Annotated in this window: 19 protein-coding genes; 13 read left to right on the top strand and 6 right to left on the bottom strand. The window is 49.3% G+C overall.

The window, feature by feature from the left end; genetic code table 11:
• Window positions 1-209 precede the first annotated feature (209 nt).
• The 6 genes from AC6R10_RS12585 (at window position 210) to AC6R10_RS12560 (ending at window position 5,209) form a co-directional block, all read left to right on the top strand.
• Complete coding sequence (locus AC6R10_RS12585) at window positions 210-1,028, top strand: ABC transporter substrate-binding protein (protein ID WP_500672435.1); 819 nt, start codon at window positions 210-212, stop codon at window positions 1,026-1,028.
• A gap of 6 nt (window positions 1,029-1,034) precedes the next feature.
• Complete coding sequence (locus AC6R10_RS12580) at window positions 1,035-1,736, top strand: ABC transporter permease (RefSeq protein ID WP_500672434.1); 702 nt, start codon at window positions 1,035-1,037, stop codon at window positions 1,734-1,736.
• 9 nt (window positions 1,737-1,745) lie between these two features.
• Entirely contained in the window at window positions 1,746-2,462 is a 717-nt protein-coding gene (locus tag AC6R10_RS12575) for an energy-coupling factor ABC transporter ATP-binding protein (protein WP_500633363.1), read from the top strand.
• Window positions 2,440-3,039, top strand: coding sequence for a molybdenum cofactor guanylyltransferase MobA (gene mobA / locus AC6R10_RS12570; RefSeq protein WP_500672433.1), 600 nt, complete (start codon window positions 2,440-2,442; stop codon window positions 3,037-3,039). The genes AC6R10_RS12575 and mobA overlap by 23 nt, the downstream gene beginning before the upstream one ends.
• Complete coding sequence (locus AC6R10_RS12565) at window positions 3,036-4,844, top strand: bifunctional molybdopterin-guanine dinucleotide biosynthesis adaptor protein MobB/molybdopterin molybdotransferase MoeA (RefSeq protein ID WP_500672432.1); 1,809 nt, start codon at window positions 3,036-3,038, stop codon at window positions 4,842-4,844. Before mobA ends, AC6R10_RS12565 begins: the two co-directional genes overlap by 4 nt.
• A gap of 98 nt (window positions 4,845-4,942) precedes the next feature.
• Window positions 4,943-5,209 carry a DUF2960 domain-containing protein gene (locus AC6R10_RS12560; RefSeq protein ID WP_500672431.1) on the top strand — a complete coding sequence of 89 codons (267 nt, stop codon included), beginning with the start codon at window positions 4,943-4,945 and terminating at the stop codon, window positions 5,207-5,209.
• A 121-nt stretch (window positions 5,210-5,330) separates the two neighbouring features.
• Here the strand turns inward: AC6R10_RS12560 and nagK are convergent, their stop codons facing one another.
• Together nagK and AC6R10_RS12550 are read right to left on the bottom strand one after the other, a co-directional pair.
• Window positions 5,331-6,239 (bottom strand): N-acetylglucosamine kinase, encoded by a 909-nt coding sequence (gene nagK, locus AC6R10_RS12555; RefSeq protein ID WP_500672430.1) that lies wholly within the window; start codon window positions 6,237-6,239, stop codon window positions 5,331-5,333.
• A gap of 144 nt (window positions 6,240-6,383) precedes the next feature.
• A complete protein-coding gene (locus tag AC6R10_RS12550) occupies window positions 6,384-7,136 on the bottom strand; it encodes a tRNA-uridine aminocarboxypropyltransferase (RefSeq protein ID WP_500672429.1) in 753 nt (250 codons plus the stop codon).
• A gap of 105 nt (window positions 7,137-7,241) precedes the next feature.
• Between AC6R10_RS12550 and AC6R10_RS12545 the strand changes: the two genes are divergently transcribed.
• The gene (locus AC6R10_RS12545; RefSeq protein WP_500672475.1) at window positions 7,242-8,036 is read left to right on the top strand and encodes a sterol desaturase family protein; all 795 of its coding nucleotides are present in this window, start codon (window positions 7,242-7,244) and stop codon (window positions 8,034-8,036) included.
• 28 nt (window positions 8,037-8,064) lie between these two features.
• Here the strand turns inward: AC6R10_RS12545 and AC6R10_RS12540 are convergent, their stop codons facing one another.
• A complete protein-coding gene (locus AC6R10_RS12540; RefSeq protein ID WP_500672428.1) occupies window positions 8,065-10,116 on the bottom strand; it encodes a methyl-accepting chemotaxis protein in 2,052 nt (683 codons plus the stop codon).
• Window positions 10,117-10,245: 129 nt separating this feature from the next.
• On the opposite strand from AC6R10_RS12540, the gene AC6R10_RS12535 reads away from it, so the two are divergent.
• Window positions 10,246-10,710 carry a C40 family peptidase gene (locus tag AC6R10_RS12535; RefSeq protein WP_500672427.1) on the top strand — a complete coding sequence of 155 codons (465 nt, stop codon included), beginning with the start codon at window positions 10,246-10,248 and terminating at the stop codon, window positions 10,708-10,710.
• A gap of 108 nt (window positions 10,711-10,818) precedes the next feature.
• Here AC6R10_RS12535 and AC6R10_RS12530 read toward each other — a convergent pair whose 3' ends face one another.
• On the bottom strand, window positions 10,819-11,163 hold the full coding sequence (locus AC6R10_RS12530) for a DUF3802 family protein (protein ID WP_500672426.1): 345 nt from the start codon (window positions 11,161-11,163) through the stop codon (window positions 10,819-10,821).
• Between the two features lie 265 nt (window positions 11,164-11,428).
• Between AC6R10_RS12530 and AC6R10_RS12525 the strand changes: the two genes are divergently transcribed.
• Window positions 11,429-12,295, top strand: coding sequence for a fructosamine kinase family protein (locus AC6R10_RS12525; RefSeq protein WP_500672425.1), 867 nt, complete (start codon window positions 11,429-11,431; stop codon window positions 12,293-12,295).
• Between the two features lie 208 nt (window positions 12,296-12,503).
• Complete coding sequence (locus AC6R10_RS12520; RefSeq protein WP_334555318.1) at window positions 12,504-12,707, top strand: CPXCG motif-containing cysteine-rich protein; 204 nt, start codon at window positions 12,504-12,506, stop codon at window positions 12,705-12,707.
• Window positions 12,708-12,783: 76 nt separating this feature from the next.
• On the opposite strand, the gene AC6R10_RS12515 is transcribed toward AC6R10_RS12520, so the two are convergent.
• Window positions 12,784-13,392 (bottom strand): riboflavin synthase subunit alpha, encoded by a 609-nt coding sequence (locus AC6R10_RS12515; protein ID WP_500672424.1) that lies wholly within the window; start codon window positions 13,390-13,392, stop codon window positions 12,784-12,786.
• Between the two features lie 119 nt (window positions 13,393-13,511).
• Here AC6R10_RS12515 and AC6R10_RS12510 point away from each other — a divergent pair, with 119 nt between their 5' ends.
• Entirely contained in the window at window positions 13,512-14,924 is a 1,413-nt protein-coding gene (locus AC6R10_RS12510) for an MATE family efflux transporter (protein WP_500672474.1), read from the top strand.
• 164 nt (window positions 14,925-15,088) lie between these two features.
• Window positions 15,089-16,117 (top strand): DUF3080 domain-containing protein, encoded by a 1,029-nt coding sequence (locus tag AC6R10_RS12505; protein WP_500672423.1) that lies wholly within the window; start codon window positions 15,089-15,091, stop codon window positions 16,115-16,117.
• A 24-nt stretch (window positions 16,118-16,141) separates the two neighbouring features.
• Here the strand turns inward: AC6R10_RS12505 and AC6R10_RS12500 are convergent, their stop codons facing one another.
• A complete protein-coding gene (locus AC6R10_RS12500; RefSeq protein WP_500672422.1) occupies window positions 16,142-16,993 on the bottom strand; it encodes a DNA ligase in 852 nt (283 codons plus the stop codon).
• A 284-nt stretch (window positions 16,994-17,277) separates the two neighbouring features.
• Between AC6R10_RS12500 and AC6R10_RS12495 the strand changes: the two genes are divergently transcribed.
• Window positions 17,278-17,598 carry an STAS domain-containing protein gene (locus AC6R10_RS12495; RefSeq protein WP_334555314.1) on the top strand — a complete coding sequence of 107 codons (321 nt, stop codon included), beginning with the start codon at window positions 17,278-17,280 and terminating at the stop codon, window positions 17,596-17,598.
• The last annotated feature ends 42 nt before the right edge of the window (window positions 17,599-17,640 follow it).

The following is a 17,640-nucleotide window of genomic DNA, read 5'->3' as shown; positions in this document are numbered from 1 at the left end:
TTGCGCTTGAGTGTATCAACAAATTGTCTTTTCACCCTATTTTATGTGCGACAATTTGTCCCACCTCACGTTATGCAAATCTAACTTATTGAAATATATGAGATGATTCAATGGCATTTGAATTGCATACTAAGCGTGTTCTATTTTAGTGATCACGCCTCATTTTTTGAGAGCAACGATAAAGACAATAACAATTACGGACAGTTAGCATGAAATCAACCTCACTCGTCGCCCTATCGGCGTCTTTAGCCGTCGTCAGTTACTCCGCGCAATCAAGCGACTCACCTTCGCATGTACGCTTAGCCACCACGACCAGCACCTATCACTCAGGACTGCTCGACTACCTTTTGCCCAAGTTTGAGCAAGAGAGCGGCTATCGCGTCGACGTGATTGCCGCAGGAACAGGAAAAGCCCTGAAGATGGGCGAGAACGGCGATGTCGATTTGGTGATGACCCACGCCCCCAAAGCCGAAGCACAATTTGTCAACAAAGGTTACGGCGTGCTGCCTCGCGCGTTGATGTACAACGATTTTGTTTTGGTGGGTCCAAACAGCGATCCGGCCAAGGTCAGTGAGCAAGAGAGCGTGATGGATGCGTTCAAAGCGATTGCAACATCAGGCATGACCTTTGTCTCTCGAGGGGATGACTCAGGCACGCACAAAAAAGAGCTTGGCATTTGGCAACAAACCGAAATGGAACCTAACTTTGGCGGCTACCGCTCGGTAGGCCAAGGTATGGGTCCGACACTGAATATGGCCAATGAAATGCAAGGCTACACTCTCACTGACCGTGGCACTTGGCTGGCTTACAATAACAAGCTTGAATTAAGCATTGTTTACCAAGGCGACCAAGCGCTGTTTAACCCTTATCAGGTGATTCTAGTTAACCCTAAACGCTACCCGAGTATTAATTACCAAGGTGCAAAAGCGTTCAGCGACTGGTTGGTCAACCCTCAAGGGCAAACTTTGATCAATGAGTTCAAACTCAACAACCAGCAACTGTTTGTTGCTAATGCTGAGAAGAACTGATCGTCGATGACCGTTTGGCACACGACGCTAGAAGCACTAGCGTTACTTATTCACTTTGACCAAGAGCTGTGGGAGATCGTTGCGGTCTCCTTTTCCGTCTCTCTCAGCGCTATTTCGATTGTATTGTTACCGGCGATTTTGCTGTCATTTTTGCTTGCCTATACTGAGTTCACGGGCAAATGGCTACTGCTTGCGATCGTCAATACTCTACAGGCTATCCCAACGGTGGTCATCGGTCTGCTTCTCTATATGCTGCTGTCACGCGCGGGGCCACTTGGCGATTGGCAAATGCTGTTTACTCAAAAAGCGATGGTGGTTGGGCAAATGCTGATCGGCTTTCCTGTGATGGTGTCCATGATGCATGGTGCGTTGCAATCGAGCGATCGCCGCGCAGTAGAAACCGCCGTCACCCTCGGCGCGTCAATACCACGTATTATCGCCACCATGATTTGGGAAACCCGCTTTCCTCTGCTTGCGGCGGCGATTGCGGCCTTCTCACGGATTGTGACTGAGGTGGGTTGCTCTACTATGGTGGGCGGCAATATCATGGGGATCACACGAAACATCCCTACCGCTATTGCGATGGAGAGCCATAAAGGCGCATTTGCACAAGGGGTAGCACTGGGGATCGTGTTGCTTACTTTAGCGCTGGCGTTAAATTTTGTACTCACTTCGATGCGTGGCAAAGGCCATCTCAGAAATCAATAAGGCTCGACTATGACCATCAAACTTAACGCGACCCAATTGTCGATGCGCTTTAAAGACCGAGTACTGTTTCACATTCCTCGTCTGACGATTGGCCCTAATGACGCCATCTACCTTAAAGGGGCCAACGGCGTCGGTAAGACGACACTGCTTAAAATTCTCTCGGGCTTAATCAAACCCACCACTGGCCAAGTATTGGCACAAAACGATCACTGGCTACAACGCCTCTTCCCAAGGCTTGGCCGCAGTGACGTTATCTATTTGCATCAGTCTCCCTATCTGTTTGATGGTAGCGTCTATCAAAACGTGGTGTATGGGATAAAGTTTCAGCAAGCAACGGCAAAAGACAAGCGAGCGCAAGTTATTCAAGCGCTGCGCATGGTAGGATTGGAAACCTTGGCCGATGAGCACATTTCGGTACTGTCTGGGGGTGAAAAGCAGCGAGTGGCGATGGCTAGAGCGTGGATTCTGAAACCGTCGATTCTGTTAATGGATGAACCGAGCGCCTCACTCGACCAAGCGTCTATCGAGCGTTTGGTATTGATGGCGAAGGATTTATTAGATCGAGGTTCGAGTATCGTCGTCACCAGTCACCAGCAAAATGCCCTAACCAATTTGTGCCGTAAGCAGTGGTGGATTAAAAAGACAACGCTAATCGAATCGCCGCTGCTGCACGTCATTTCAGAACAAGCAAAAGAGAATAACTATGCTTCATCCAACGCAAACTAGTTGGGTTATCTTAGCGGGTGGGCAAGCAACCCGCATGGGTGGACAAGACAAGGGGCTGATTACGCTCAGCAATCAACCCTTGATTGAACATGTCTACCAACGTCTTGCGACGCAAACCTCCCAGATTGCCATCAATGCCAACCGCAACCTTGAGCGTTACGGGCAGATGGCGCCGGTTTTTGAGGATCAATTCAAAGACTTCCCCGGGCCACTCGGTGGCATTCATGCCGGTCTTCACTATGCACTGGCGCAATCCTCATCCCCTTGGGTAGGATTTGTGCCGTGTGACAGCCCAATGATCAATCTCGATCTCGTGGAACGTTTTTGCGCGGCGATTGACGATGGCGTTGAAATCTTGGTCGCCCATGATGGCGATCATCTGCAACCGGTCTTTACTCTGTTTCACACCACCGTTCTGCCAAGGCTTGAGGCGTTCTTACGCCGAGGCGATCGCAAAATCATTCTCCTTTACCAAGAGTGTCAGACCAAATGGGTCGATTTCAGTGATTCGCCCGATTGTTTTGTCAATCTCAACACTCCTGAAGAATTGCAGCGTTTTGGACACCTTACCTCATGAATAGATCGTTTTACGCCGAACTTGGCGTACCAGTGCTTGGTTTTGCTGCCTACTCAGGCACAGGAAAAACTACCCTACTTGAAGCCTTACTGCCCAAACTAACCCAGGCGGGGTTGCGCGTCGGCATGCTCAAACATGCGCACCACAACTTTGACGTCGATAAACCCGGTAAAGATAGCTACCGACTGCGCAAAGCGGGCGCAAGCCAAATGCTGATCGCTTCACGCAATCGCTACGCTCTGATGACAGAAACACCGGAAGAAGAAGCGCAGTTTGACTATTTGCTTAAACGATTCGATCGCAGCGCGCTCGACGTCATTTTGGTGGAAGGCTGTAAGAACATTGCGTTCGACAAAATAGAACTGCATCGTGAAGCGTTAGGAAAACCTTGGCTATACCCGACGGATACCAACATTATCGCCGTAGCCTCGGACAGCGACTCACTCGACACCTCGCTACCCACACTCAATATCAATGACCTCGATGGTATTGCGCAGTTTGTTCAAGACTACGTTGTGCAAAGCTCGCAACAACACGCCCGACAAAGTATCCAACAAAGCGCATCCACACCGGCCAGTTGTGATGCCCTCTCACCAGCGTTTCTTTCGGTTGAACAAGGGCGAGCCAACATACTTGCCGCTGTAAGCTCGATTGAAGAGCGTGAAACCGCCTTCATCCAAAACAGTTACCAACGCGTATTGGCTAAACCGGTCACCTCGCCGATTGATGTCCCGGCGTATACCAATTCAGCGATGGATGGGTTTGCCATTCGCGGAGACGATCTTGCTCGCAGCCACTATCAGGTTGTAGCGCAAGTGTTGGCAGGTTCGAGCTACAATCACCCACTCGAACCCGGTCAAGCGGTCAAAATCATGACTGGCGCTCCGGTGCCAATCAACGCCGATACAGTGGTGATGCGTGAACAAGCGCAAACAAACGGTGACAATGTCACCTTTGCAGGCGCGAGTATTAAAGCCAGGCAGAACGTGCGTATGGCCGGAGAAGATCTAAACATCGGCAGCGCGGTGTTTGATGTGGGTCAGCGCCTCAACTCGCCGGAGATGGGTATGATGGCGTCACTCGGTTTTGCCGAATGCGAGGTTTACCGCCGTCTTAAAGTGGCGATATTCTCCACTGGCGATGAAGTGCAAGCCCCAGGCTGTGCGGCGCAAGCCAACACCATTTACGACTCGAACCGCTTTACACTGTTTGGTTTACTTACCCAGTTAGGCTGCGACATCATCGATTTAGGGATCATTGAGGATGATGAGCAGACGATGACGCAAGTGATTGCTGGGGCGGCCAACCAAGCCGATGTGATTATTACCTCTGGCGGCGTGTCCGTCGGCGATGCCGACTTTATCAAACTGGCGCTTGAGCGATTAGGCAGCATCGATTTTTGGCGCATTAATATGCGCCCCGGGCGGCCTCTGGCCTTTGGCCAAGTGCAAGGTATCCCGTTTTTCGGTTTGCCCGGTAACCCGGTTGCCGTGATGGTGTCGTTCATTAACTTTGTTGAACCTGCGCTGAGAAAAATGCAGGGCGAAACCGGCTGGAAGCCACTCAAGGTGCCCGCCATTGCCACTGAGAACTTACGCTCTCGCCTTGGTCGCACCGAGTTTAGCCGCGGCATCTATCACATCAATGCCAACGGACAGTTGTGCGTCGCCACCACTGGCAGTCAGGGTTCCGGCATTTTACGCTCAATGAGTGAAGCTAACTGTTTGATTGAGATTTCACCCAGCGTTGATACGGTTAAGGTGGGTGAAAGCGTGACAATCTTCCCACTTCAAGGCAGAATCTAACCCTAACGACGATCCTTGTGATCGCACCACGATTCGATTTGCCAGCGTGGACGCTAACCAAAGCCTCCACGCTTTAGTGACTTTTATAGAGAAGATTTATGGCGCGTACCATCCTCTACACCTACAAAGGTGAAGACAAAACCCTGACTTTTTCCTACCAGCAGCATCGCAATATTCATGAAGCCGTCGCCGAAGCGGAAGGTCTTGATATTTCAGCCTATCTCAAGATGGAGCAGCAAATCGAATCCGTCTCTGACACCAAGGCGATGCGCAACTACCGCGACAACCACTTCAGAAAGTTAGGGTTTGACAAAATCACCCTAGCGCAAAAAGAAAACTTGGGTGTGGGTAAAAAGAAGTCGTAGAGACGCCTCTGCGCTCACTAACTTAATTACCATGAGCCGCAAATCCCACGACCCATTAATCCACGGACAAAAAGAGAGCTTGCCTAGGCAAGCTCTCTTTTTATGCGTTAATAACCATCCGTTACTTGATATTCAAGAACGCCGCACCGCGCACGCCGCCAGAATCACCGTGTTTCGCTTTGATGATCTTCGGACACTTGGCCACAGACAGTAGGTATTTCGGCACACGTTTTGGCATCTCTTCATAGATCAATTCGAAGTTCGAGAGACCGCCACCCAGTGCGACCACATGAGGGTCGTTAGCGGTGAAGATGTTGGCAAAACAGATCGCAAGTAGCTCCATAAAGCGCTCAACGTGCTCAACGGCTTTGCTCTCGCCTTGCTGGTAAGCGCTGATGATATCGATCGCTTTTTTCGACTCTTGGAAATAGTGCTCGTAGATAAGCTCAAAGCCGCGACCAGACAGGTAGCTGTCCAAACAGCCCTTCTTACCACAACCACAGCCCAGCAGCGGCGCGTTGTCACCAAGGTGGAACCAAGCGTCGATAGGCAAGCGCATATGACCCAGTTCGCCCGCGACGTGGTTACGACCTGAGAATACTTTACCTTCATACACCAAACCGCCACCAAAGCCGGTGCCGAGAATAAGGCCCATCACTGAAGGCTCATCTTTCAGCTCATCGTCCCACGCTTCTGATAGAGCAAAACAGTTCGCATCGTTTTCGATTTTAACGCCACGACCAATTTTCGCTTCCAGATCGCTGCGCAGCGGTTTGCCTTTCGCTGCAGGAACGTTAACGGTCAGCACGGTGCCGTCATCGGCATCTTCCATACCCGGTAAACCCAAGCCAATCTTGCCTTCGCAGCCGAACTGCGCATCGTATTTGCTCACCAAGCCCGCGATGGTCTCGACCAGCAAGTCATAGTTATCGGTTGGTGTAGGCACACGCTCGGTTGCAACACGCTCTAACTGCTCATTGAACGCACCAAACTCAATCTTAGTGCCACCCACATCAAAGCCGTAGTACATGGTTTCTCTCCCAGAAATCAATGTTATCAATTTTATAAATCGACTCATTATCCATATTGCTACGCCTACATTCCGTGACCGATGACGGATTTAGTTGTCGCTTAAAACCAGGTGCGCAGACAATCGCCACTCAAACCGTGGCTTTTAGAGCGAATTCTCATTTTCACTCTGTTCGATGAAATGTTTCAGCGCCGGACGAGTGGCATCGCCCAAGCCACGACTTTTGGTCAGTAGATAGGCTTCACGAAACACCGAAAACCAATCGCTCAGTGTGCGAGACGCCTTGACTTCGCCCAGTTGCGCCAGCAATAGGCTAGCTACTTCTGCTGTCGCGAGGTGCTGCTCATTGTCAGAGCGGCGAATCAGGTATTGGGACACGCTTTCTGGTGTCAGCGAAACAACAGGTAAATGCGCCAAATAAGGCGATTTGCGAAACATCTTTCGCGCTTCTCGCCAACTGCCATCAAACAAAATCAATAATGGCGTCTTATTGGGTTGTTTGAGGCTTTGGCTTTGAATCCACTCCGGCGTCACTAAACGAGATCTATCGTCTACGTAGGCATCTGGAAACACCAACACCGGCGCGTTACTTGGATCGGCGATGAGGGCGAGCATGTCTGGATCGGGTTCTGTGCGCTGCCACTGATAGACATGCGTCTCACGCACGGTATCGGCAATTAACCGACCGGTATTGCTTGGTTTGAACACTTCATTATCTGAGACAATGAGCAAAACCTGCACGCCACACTCGATGTTGGGTTGATGCGCGCATAGGCAATACGACTGCGCCACTTGGCAATAGGGACAGCGCACCACTTTGCAGCCGCGTGCAATAAACGGCTTGGTTGAGCGGTCTAATCGGTGTTGATATAAGCGATGAAACGCGTGAACTCTCATACAATGTTTGGCAAGGTCAGATTAGGGAGCTAGAGTGTACCTAGCATGATGGGAGATTCAATCAAAACCCACCCCGATGTAGAAGTAGAAGATGTAGAGGACACCATGCAAGACCCACAATTTATTCGACTTAGCGTATTTATCGGTGTACTGCTCGCGTGTGGACTGTGGGAGTGGCGTGTGCCGCGTAAAGCCTTGACCCAGAGTAAAACGGTGCGTTGGCTCAATAACCTCACGCTTGTGGCGTTTAACTCTGTTGTTCTTAGCCTATTGCTGCCAACCCTCGCTTTTGGCGTTGCTTTGTACGCGCTCGAGTATCAATTTGGCGTCATGCATTGGCTAGAGTTACCTGCTTGGCTCAATGTTGTCCTATCTGTGTTGCTGCTCGATTTAGCCATTTATATTCAGCACCGCCTGTTTCATCGACTCCCTTTGCTGTGGCGATTGCACCGCATGCATCACGCGGATCAAGACATCGATGTCACCACCGGGGCGAGATTTCATCCGCTAGAGATTCTTCTCTCGATGCTGATTAAAATGGCCTTGGTATTGAGCCTGGGCGTGTCGCCGATTGCTGTAGTGGTGTTTGAAGTGCTGCTCAATGCGAGTGCGATGTTCAACCATAGCAACGCCAAGCTGCGTCTTGATTGGGACCGAAAGCTACGTCACTTCATCGTCACACCAGACATGCATCGAGTGCATCATTCAGTCATCCCTCGTGAGACACACTCCAACTTTGGCTTCTTTCTTTCAATATGGGATAGATGGTTTGGCACTTACATCGACCAGCCCGCTTTGGGCCACGATGAAGTGAAGATCGGTTTACCGATCTTCAACCAACCACGCGAGCAGTGGCTCGATAAAATGCTGTCTCAGCCCTTTCGCCGCCCCAAAACCTAACTATCGATATTTCTCTCGCTTATTGTTCTCAGGACAAGCGGTACTTATGCAACATTGTCTGTTGTTGGCCCGCAATGTCGGCCACTTGTTCTGAGCTTTCAACCATCGATTCCAGCTGCAATTTGGTCTGTTGACCCTGATCGGAAACCTGAGTAATGGATTGACTCACATCAGCGGTGGCGCGCTCTTGCTCTTCAGTGGCAACCGTGATCTGCTCGACGCGCAATTTGATTTGGTTAACCGCTTGTTCGATGTCGGCAAAGGTGTGTTTCACCGTTTCGCTCGACGCCAATGCGTAGGTCATTTCCGCTCTAGTATCAGCGACGGCTTGGCGCGACTTCTCCGCCGCAGAGACCAACTCCCCCATACGCTGACTAATTTGCGTAGTTTGCTTAGAAGTATCGCTAGCCAGTTTCCTCACTTCATCTGCGACGACCGCAAAGCCTCGCCCTTGCTCACCTGCCCTTGCCGCTTCTATCGCAGCATTGAGAGCCAGCAAATTGGTGTTTTCTGCAATTCCGGCGATCATATCCACCATTTCACGGATCTGTTTGACGCGGTTATCTAACTCGACCATCGAAGACTCGTTCAGGTTTAATGTCTGTTCTAGTGATTGCAATCTGGCTTGATTATCGACAATAGCGCTGACGCCTTGACTTGAAAACTGCGCTGCAGCTTGAGACTCGCCGTAAGATTCATTGGTCACTTGCGCGATTTCACGAATCGATGCCTCTAGTTGGGTCACCGTGGTCACCATGCTCGCCAACGCTTCGTTTTGCTGAGTCAAACTTTGATTGGATTGCTCCGCGGCGTTGTGACTGATTTCAGCGGTTTGATACAAGGTTTCGCAGTTGCGTGTCACAGTCGAAATAGACTCATTGGTTGACGCAACGACTTGATTGAGCTTCCGGGCGATCTCTTTAAATTCAAACGGCCCGACTGAACTAATCGATTGAGAAAAGTCATGCTCTGTGAGTGTGGTGAGGCTAGCGAGAATGTTCTTCAAGCCGCGACAGGTCCAGCTGCGCAGTGCCAACCAAGAGACCACCACCAATGTCACTAAGAGGGCGCTACTTAATAACATGGTCGAGACAATCTGACTCATCGCCGTGTTGACGACCGCCTGGCTATCGTTCATTAGCCCCTCGGATGTGTCTGAGAGCTGATTCAAAAGAGTGACGGTTTGGTTAGCCAATACCGCCGCTTTTGCTACGTTCGCTCTTTGCGTATCGGCCAGTTCAAGTTTGTCTAGGATCTGTTGTAACACGCCACCGTCTTCAAACCCCGCTAAAACCATCTCATACGGCGCGTTCAAGCTGGCAAACTCAACCACATCCGGGTGCCACTCAGCGAAGTCATCGTACGCTAAGGTGATGCCGGCGATCCGGTTGCGCATCTCTTTGTATTCGTCCATCGCCTGATCCAAGTTGTCTTGCATCATCAATACCAGAAAAGTGCTCTCCATTGAGCTGGCACTGGCAATAAATCGGTTCGCCGCATCACTTGATTCTGGGTTGTCTATCGCCAAAAACGAGCTGATTCGGTTCATTTCAGGACCGATTGAACTCAATCCATAACGAAAACCGCTGACGTCAGTGTTGATCTGCGCTTGACGCTTAAGAAGGGCCGCTTGTGTTGCGAGAATTTGTCGCGTCAGCTGACTCAGCTGCTCAATATTGTCCTCCAGCGCTGTTTGATCTTCAGTGGAAATGGCTTGATCAAACTCGTTGGCAATAGTGAACACATCTTGTGCATATTGATGTGATTGACTAATGCGCTGTTCAACCAGCTCTTGAATTTGCGTCAACTCCGTTTGGCTCTCAACTTGTGTGCCATAGCTCAGTTGCTTGAGCTGGTCTAAAATGGTTTGTGTTAACTTAGCGTTCGTCATCGCTAATGGCAGCGCTTGGTTTGATAAGCGGTGAAATTGTGCATCCACTCTCTCTAAGCCTTTCACACTGGTGACAGACTGGACGATCACCAGTATGGTGATAGAGAGAAACACCGCACTGATGGTTTGAATCAGTGACAACGATTTACGATGTTTGGTGTGCGCAGTCGCGGGTTTGTTTTGAGTCATAGTTTGGAACCGACGTCATACAAAAGTTTAGATGCGCGTAGTGTATGACGTGATTATGACAACCACGTGTCAGGAGTGAATGTGAAGAAAGTCGTAAGGATACCCACCAGCACAATAGCGACAACACTGATGTCGCTAACGCTTTTCGCCTGCAGCAGTTCACCACAGCGCTCGGCGCAGGCACCGCTTAACCAGCCGTTAAGCACACACGAACAAACGGTTAATCAGTCATTTATGCAAGTTTATGAGCAGTGGAAAGGGGTGCCCTATCGTTTAGGCGGCAGCTCATACTCTGGTATTGATTGCTCGGCGTTTGTGCAGATAGCCTATCGCGACGCACTTGAATTGAGCCTTCCGCGTACCACCAAAGCTCAGGTAAAACTCGGCGCACAGATAGACTATCAAGACGCTCAAGTCGGTGATTTGGCGTTTTTCAAAACCTCGTGGAATGTGCGTCATGTGGGGGTTTATGTGGGCAACAAGCGATTCATGCACGCCTCGACGTCCAAAGGCGTGATCATTTCTCGCTTGGATAATCCATATTGGGCCTCGAAGTTCTGGCACTTTAGGCGCATCGAGACGCCGGCAGCGTAGGCATGGCGTCTAATGAGAACAATATAAACTGAACATTTAAAAACAACAAAACCGCCCTATTTGGACGGTTTTGTTTATTGTCGCTACCGACAGGCTCGAATCACTGCGTTAGTCGTATTTGGCGACAGCGCTATCGAACAGGTTTTTCAACAGAGCAATAAACTCATCAAGGAAGGTGATTTGATCATTGGTCGCCGGTTTAGTCCACACACCCGCCAACACTTCACCCAAATCTTCAACAACAGAATCGGCTTCTTTAAGTAACTTGAAACGGACACTGGAGTGGAGTTCAGGATTTTGCTCAAAAATGGCCATGATGTTACTTGCCACCATATCGGTCACCACGTCTTCCACGCTCTCTGTTCCGGTATCACCATCAGCCGCTGTGAAAATATCAATATTAAGTGCTAAATGTTCAATTAATGCTAAGTAACCATCTGTGTCAACGACCACAATCCACCCTCTTACTTATGTCGTTCCATACAGTAATAATACTAAGTCATTTTTTTACCCTTTCACAACCAATTCAGGCTAAGAATCCATGCTTATGTTGATTTTTTGCACCAAGCTGGAATTCACTGTTCGATTAGAGCACGGTCACACTTTCGTTAACCGTACGTTTAAAGTCTCGAAATGATTGAAATTTTTGCACTAGAAACCAGTAATTTTGCGTCAACTCTTCTAAACTGGATTTATAGCAACGAGTTGAGGGCAGATTATGTGGCAAGCGATCTCTAAGCACCTTTCCGATACCCTAATGTTCAATTTCGAGATCCTCGAAAAAACACGCATTAGCGGCGGCGATATCAGTGATTGCTATATGATCTCTGATGGAGAGCAACGTTATTTCGTCAAAGTGAACACACGTGAATTTTTGCCTAAGTTCGAAATTGAAGCGGAAAACATTCGTATTATGCGGGAGAGCAATACCGTTTTTGTCCCAGAGTTGATTGGCGTTGGCAAAAGCAAGACTCACGCCTTCATTATCCTCAACTATCTACCGACTAAGCCGCTCGACGATGCCGAAAACAGCTACAAGTTTGGTCAGCAACTGGCACGCTTGCATCAGTGGGGTGAACAAAAAGAGTATGGCTTTGATGTCGATAACTATATTGGTGCGACCTTACAACCCAATCCGTGGACGAAAAAATGGAACCACTTTTTTGCAGAGCAGCGTATCGGTTGGCAACTGCAACTGATGAAAGAGAAAGGGATTAATTTGGTCGATATTGATGAATTTACCCAAGTCATCCGCGACCGCTTAGCCAATCACCACCCTAGCCCTTCGCTACTTCATGGTGATTTGTGGCATGGTAACGCGTCGCTCTCTGTGTTTGGTCCTATTTGCTACGATCCCGCCTGCTATTGGGGTGATCACGAGTGCGATATTGCCATGACAGAGCTGTTTGAGGGGTTTCAGCCTGAGTTTTATCAAGGTTATGAAAGTATTTTACCGCTCGATCTTGGATATTCCGAGCGTAAAGAGATCTACAACCTCTACCACCTCTTAAATCACTATAACCAATTTGGCGGGCATTATCTCGAGCAAGCACAAAAAAGCATCAACACGATTCTGAGCTACTGATCTTGGTCAGTCTTTACGCCTCAGCTTTACGTGTAGAGAAGATACGTTAAATCTAGCCCAAAGGCCGCGTAGACAAACTGCGCGGCCTACGTCTTTGGTGGGATTTTTCCTTGGTCGGTCAAATTTTTTACTTAATTCACGTCAAACAGCAACAAGTCAGCGTATGCTTTATTCATCGCAAAGGCGGTTTTGTTGTAAGGAGTCTGTTATGCGTGAATACACCGAAAAACGTATCTCTTGCCCTCATTGCGGGCACCATATTGCCATTACGCTCGACGCGTCCAATGGCAGTCAAAACTTTTATGATGACTGCCCAGCCTGTTGTCACACCATTCATCTCAATATGATGGTCGACGAGTTGCATGATACGGTTGAGCTTCAAGTCGACGCAGATGACGAGCAAATTTTTTAACGTTCGAGCCTAAAGAGCGGCACTGATTGAACGTAAGGAGCGCTCAGGGCTGGTCATCCACGTTCGCCTAACGAGGTTAGGTGCGACTTGCCAATACGCGCTCGACGGTATCCACAATCGCTTGGGTTTGCGGGTCAAACTCAACATTGATGGCATCACCCACTTGGCGCTGACCAAACAAGGTACGCTGCATGGTTTCCGGGATCAGGTGCACCGAAAAGCGCGAATCTTTAACCTCACCAATGGTCAGTGAACAACCGTCTAGACCAATATAGCCTTTGGCTAATACGTATTTGAGCCACTCTTCAGGCAACTCAAACCAGATAGTACGATTGTTAGGTGTATCAATGATCTCAACGATCTTGGCCACTGCACTAATGTGACCCGACATCGAATGACCGCCAATTTCATCGCCAAACTTAGCCGCCCGTTCGATATTGACTTGGTCGCCCTCGTTCAACTCCCCAAGATTGGTCAAACGCAGCGTCGCCTGCATCAAATCAAAACTGATGTGTTCGCCGTCGATGTGCGTGACCGTCAAGCAGCAGCCGTTATGCGCGACCGATGCGCCGATAGCCAGTCCTTCTCGCATCACCTCTGAAAGCGCGATCACATGAGTTTGAAAGTTCTCTTTTTTTTCAATGGATACAACTTGCGCCGTTCCTTGTACAATTCCCGTAAACATACTCACTTCCACCTGTTTTGTCGGGCTCACCTTGCTCAGTGTGCAAGATAAGACAGTATTGATACGTATTTTGATGGCGCTTAGTGTGACACTTCTTTATCATCGCGCACAAGCGTACTATTCACTTCTATTACAATAACGACCGTAAGTTGGAGATTTCCGTGCAACGTTATCAATCAGAGGCCAAAGCCCTCATCAAGTTGGCCACACCTGTCTTGATCGCCTCCGTCGCTCAAACCGGAATGGGATTCGTCGATACCGTGATGGCCGGGGCCGTCAGTGCCACCGATATGGCGGCGGTGTCGATTGCTGCCAGTATCTGGTTGCCGACCATCTTATTTGGTATCGGTTTGCTTATGGCATTGGTGCCGGTTGTCGCGCAGCTCAATGGCTCTGGTCGTCAGCACAAGATCCCATTTGAAATTCATCAAGGCATTATTATGGCACTGCTACTCAGCGTGCCGACCGTGATTGTGTTGTTGCAAACACAAACGATTTTAGGCCTGATGGATGTAGAATCGGTGATGGCGGCCAAAACCATCGGTTATATGGATGCGGTGATGCTTGCCGTTCCGGCCTTTTTACTGTTTCAAACCTTGCGCAGTTTTACCGATGGTATGTCGTTAACCAAGCCCGCGATGGTGATTGGCTTTCTCGGGCTTTTGCTGAATATCCCTCTCAACTGGATATTTGTATTTGGTAAATTTGGCGCCCCGGCGTTAGGCGGCGTTGGGTGTGGCGTTGCCACCGCAATTGTCTATTGGATCATGTTTGCCATGTTGCTGTTCTACGTGGTGACCTCGAAACGCTTAGCGCATATCAATGTGTTTGGTCAGTGGTGTGCACCCAAGCTGGCTGCTCAAGTCCGCTTGTTAAAATTGGGCTTTCCCGTCGCTGCCGCGATGTTTTTTGAAGTCACACTGTTCGCGGTCGTCGCGCTGTTGGTTGCCCCTCTTGGGCCCTTGGTCGTCGCCGCTCACCAAGTGGCGATCAACTTCAGTTCGCTGGTCTTTATGTTGCCCATGAGCATTGGCGCCGCAACCAGTATTCGCGTGGGTCATAAGCTCGGTGAAGAGAGTGTGGATGGCGCCGCCGTGGCTTCTCGTGTCGGCATTATTGTCTCAGTGACACTGTCACTAGCCACGGCCGTCCTCACTGTCGTCTTTCGTGAACAGATCGCGCTGCTCTACACTCACAACCGTGCGGTGATCGATCTTGCTCTTCAACTGCTGCTACTAGCGGCGATTTACCAAGTGACTGACGCCATTCAAGTGGTCGCTGCGGGTGCGCTTCGTGGCTACAAAGACATGTCTGCGATTTTTAACCGTACCTTTATCGCCTACTGGGTGTTAGGGCTACCCACCGGTTACATTCTCGCGATGACCGATTGGATTACCGAACCCATGGGTGCACACGGCTTTTGGATGGGATTCATTGTCGGTTTGTCCTCCGCTGCACTGATGCTGGGTCTGCGCCTCAAGTGGATGCACCGCCAACCTGAACAGTTGCAGTTAGAGTTTGCATCGAAATAAGGACGTGTTTGCTCATCACCTGTTTTCTTCTTAAGACCAGCTACATGCTGGTCTTTTTGAACCATACTTGGCCTCATACGTAACAACTTAACAATCAAACCACCAGACAGTAATCCATGACTCCTCGCTATGATGTCAATGAAACAACAAAGAACAATCGGACGATGACCCTATCCATCGGTCGTCACGTCCGAACACTGATAATGGGGTTGGTGGCGATAGGATGGCTCGCGCTTTTATCAGGCTGCGACTTTGGCGCGCATTCTACTGGTGGACGATTTGACGACTATTTAAGCCGTGTTGCGAATGTTCAAGATAAACCCGAGCTGGATCCGCCAGATGCGGTTTATTGGTCGCTCCCCGCGCAATCAGACATTCGAATCGACATCGCTGCCACAACCATTGGCTTGCTCGACAGCTATGAGTTAAGAAAATGTGGGCTCTTTCACCTGATCGCTGAAAAAAATTCGTCACTGGGAAAAGTGCAAGACGAGTTCGCCAATTTCGATTATCAAACAGAGTTGTTAAGAGGTATTCAACGCTGTATCAACGCTGAGTCTCTTTCTCCTGCGCTCGTAGCAACGCTCTCGACACTCTTACCTAGCAAAGAGGCGCAACTCAGCAGCCATTGGTTTAACTTGCTCTACACCAGCGATGCGATGCGGCAACAACTTCAAGTTCAAGATTGGCTCTCACCGAGTAATGGATTTCCTGATGAGCGTTTTGTCAGTGCGTTGCAAACCTTGGCAGGCATTTCCGAATTGATTGAACCACGCAGTGCGTGGCAATACGCCCATCCAATCCGACCTCATCAAGAGGTGCTGGACAAGCAATTGTGGTTGGGGAATCTACTGTTTTCCCTGCAAAACAGTACATTATGGCTTGATACCATCACCAAGCAGTTGCATCAGTACGATGATGTGATTGTGTGTGGCGCCGGCCGTGACACCACTCGGTATCGCTATCTACGTAACGTATTCCAATCTGTTTATATAGAGAAAATACAACCGGAACTGAGCTATTACGATAAACTCTACTACGTGCTAGAAGCGCATCTCACTTTTCTCACTGACGTCCCTCTTGAACCGGCGTACCCTATTGACACGGTCTACCAGGCATATCGCCAAGCCACGCTAGAACACGTTAAGTATTGGCAGCAGCTTTTTGCGCGGTGTGGGGACTCTCCACGCTGATAGCTGGCTGGAAAGTGAGACCTCTTACTCTTGGTGGACGCGAATAAAACGCGCGAACTTGGGCACACCATTTTGAGTCAGTCCGTTGTAGCGAAAGGTAACGGTACTGCCAAGTGGTGGTGGATTGCGGCGCTGTTCATCGTTAAACCCGCTACCAATGTAAAACTCTATGCCGTTCGGCAGCTTGACCAGCAGCGCGCCGAGCATGCCTTTGTATTTTCCCTTACCTACTTTATGACCAAGCACTTGCGCTTCCGTGTCTTGATATTTTTTCAGTTTGAGTAGGTCCGTGCTGCGACCGGCTTGGTAACGACTGGTGATTTTTCTTAGCATCACCCCTTCGCCGTTATCACTATCAATACTATCTAGGTAGCGTAGCAGTTCATCTTCATCGCCTATCGGCGTGTGTTCAACATAGCGGATGTGAGGCCGGTCAATGGTCTCGACTAAGGCAATTAAGTTGTAATAGCGTTTTTGATAATTGCCTGCCGAGGTCGGCAAATCAAACAGCATAAAGTCGATCTGTTTCCACGCTGCGTCGTGAGGTGTGGTATCCATCACTGTCTGTTGCACGATGTGAAAGCGCCCTCGCCCTGCCCACAACTCGCCTTCCACTGGATAATCCGGTAGTGACTCGGTAAACCACGCTGGCGCATGGATTGGATTGCCACTTCGAGTCAGCAAGGTATTACCCGTCCACATTGCTCGAATCCCATCGAGCTTTTCACTTTTCCAATACGCCTCAACATCGACATTCGCATCATAACTGTTGGCGAGTGGCATTTGCAGCCAGGGATCCGCACCAGTGGGTTCACTCGCTTGGCTTGTCAGTGCCGTGACGATGGCTAAAGCCGTTAATGTGTAACGTAAATGCATAACATTCATCCATGTAAAAGCGTTACGCACATCATTGTTCAGCCTACAAGCTTATGCAACTGTGAACAAAATTCGTTCGAGCCACTTCATGTTGACCTAAACTTAGAACGTTATCAATTGCAGTTGAATTGCTTGTCAAAATGACAAAAGCAAATTTCTCAAAATGAGAAAATGACAGAAGATCAACTTAACTCATTAAAATATATAAGAAATAAAATTGGCACGCTCCATGCTCTACTACCGATAAGCCAAACACAACCCACACACTTATCGAGGGATTGACCATGGAAATGCAAACTCTAGAACTCAACGCCAATACTATTTCACTGATTATTCACGGCAACATGGACGCAGAAGGCAGTCGCAGTGCGCAGCCTTACATTGACTCCATTATCGACGATCAAAACAAAACGGAGATCGAAGTGGACTTTAAAGACGTGCAGTTTCTCGACTCTTCAGGCATCGGTGCGCTGGTGTATTTGTACAAGCGTTTAGTCGAGCGTAATCGCCAAATGCGTATCGAAAATGTCAGCGGGCAGCCACTGGAAATCATGAATCTGCTGCGCATTAGCCAGGCGATTCCTGTGAATTCGAAGCTGCATTAATGTCGCACTACCCGAGCAATAAGACTCTAACTAAACAGGAGC

This window comes from Vibrio sp. R12-SG2-ISO1 (assembly GCF_059834045.1).
The sequence above is the reverse complement of the archived record's forward strand: the minus strand, read 5'-3'. Positions and strand labels throughout refer to the sequence as shown.

Bases quoted from the DNA above. Each gene is read 5' to 3' on its own strand.
- AC6R10_RS12515 (WP_500672424.1), bottom strand. From the start codon at position 13,392: ATGTTTACGGGAATTGTACAAGGAACGGCGCAAGTTGTATCCATTGAA.
- AC6R10_RS12575 (WP_500633363.1), top strand. From the start codon at position 1,746: ATGACCATCAAACTTAACGCGACCCAATTGTCGATGCGCTTTAAAGAC.
- AC6R10_RS12585 (WP_500672435.1), top strand. From the start codon at position 210: ATGAAATCAACCTCACTCGTCGCCCTATCGGCGTCTTTAGCCGTCGTC.
- AC6R10_RS12580 (WP_500672434.1), top strand. From the start codon at position 1,035: ATGACCGTTTGGCACACGACGCTAGAAGCACTAGCGTTACTTATTCAC.
- AC6R10_RS12520 (WP_334555318.1), top strand. From the start codon at position 12,504: ATGCGTGAATACACCGAAAAACGTATCTCTTGCCCTCATTGCGGGCAC.
- AC6R10_RS12535 (WP_500672427.1), top strand. From the start codon at position 10,246: ATGTCGCTAACGCTTTTCGCCTGCAGCAGTTCACCACAGCGCTCGGCG.
- AC6R10_RS12560 (WP_500672431.1), top strand. From the start codon at position 4,943: ATGGCGCGTACCATCCTCTACACCTACAAAGGTGAAGACAAAACCCTG.
- nagK (WP_500672430.1), bottom strand. From the start codon at position 6,239: ATGTACTACGGCTTTGATGTGGGTGGCACTAAGATTGAGTTTGGTGCG.
- mobA (WP_500672433.1), top strand. From the start codon at position 2,440: ATGCTTCATCCAACGCAAACTAGTTGGGTTATCTTAGCGGGTGGGCAA.
- AC6R10_RS12500 (WP_500672422.1), bottom strand. From the start codon at position 16,993: ATGCATTTACGTTACACATTAACGGCTTTAGCCATCGTCACGGCACTG.
- AC6R10_RS12545 (WP_500672475.1), top strand. From the start codon at position 7,242: ATGCAAGACCCACAATTTATTCGACTTAGCGTATTTATCGGTGTACTG.
- AC6R10_RS12495 (WP_334555314.1), top strand. From the start codon at position 17,278: ATGGAAATGCAAACTCTAGAACTCAACGCCAATACTATTTCACTGATT.
- AC6R10_RS12550 (WP_500672429.1), bottom strand. From the start codon at position 7,136: ATGAGAGTTCACGCGTTTCATCGCTTATATCAACACCGATTAGACCGC.
- AC6R10_RS12525 (WP_500672425.1), top strand. From the start codon at position 11,429: ATGTGGCAAGCGATCTCTAAGCACCTTTCCGATACCCTAATGTTCAAT.
- AC6R10_RS12540 (WP_500672428.1), bottom strand. From the start codon at position 10,116: ATGACTCAAAACAAACCCGCGACTGCGCACACCAAACATCGTAAATCG.
- AC6R10_RS12565 (WP_500672432.1), top strand. From the start codon at position 3,036: ATGAATAGATCGTTTTACGCCGAACTTGGCGTACCAGTGCTTGGTTTT.
- AC6R10_RS12505 (WP_500672423.1), top strand. From the start codon at position 15,089: ATGACCCTATCCATCGGTCGTCACGTCCGAACACTGATAATGGGGTTG.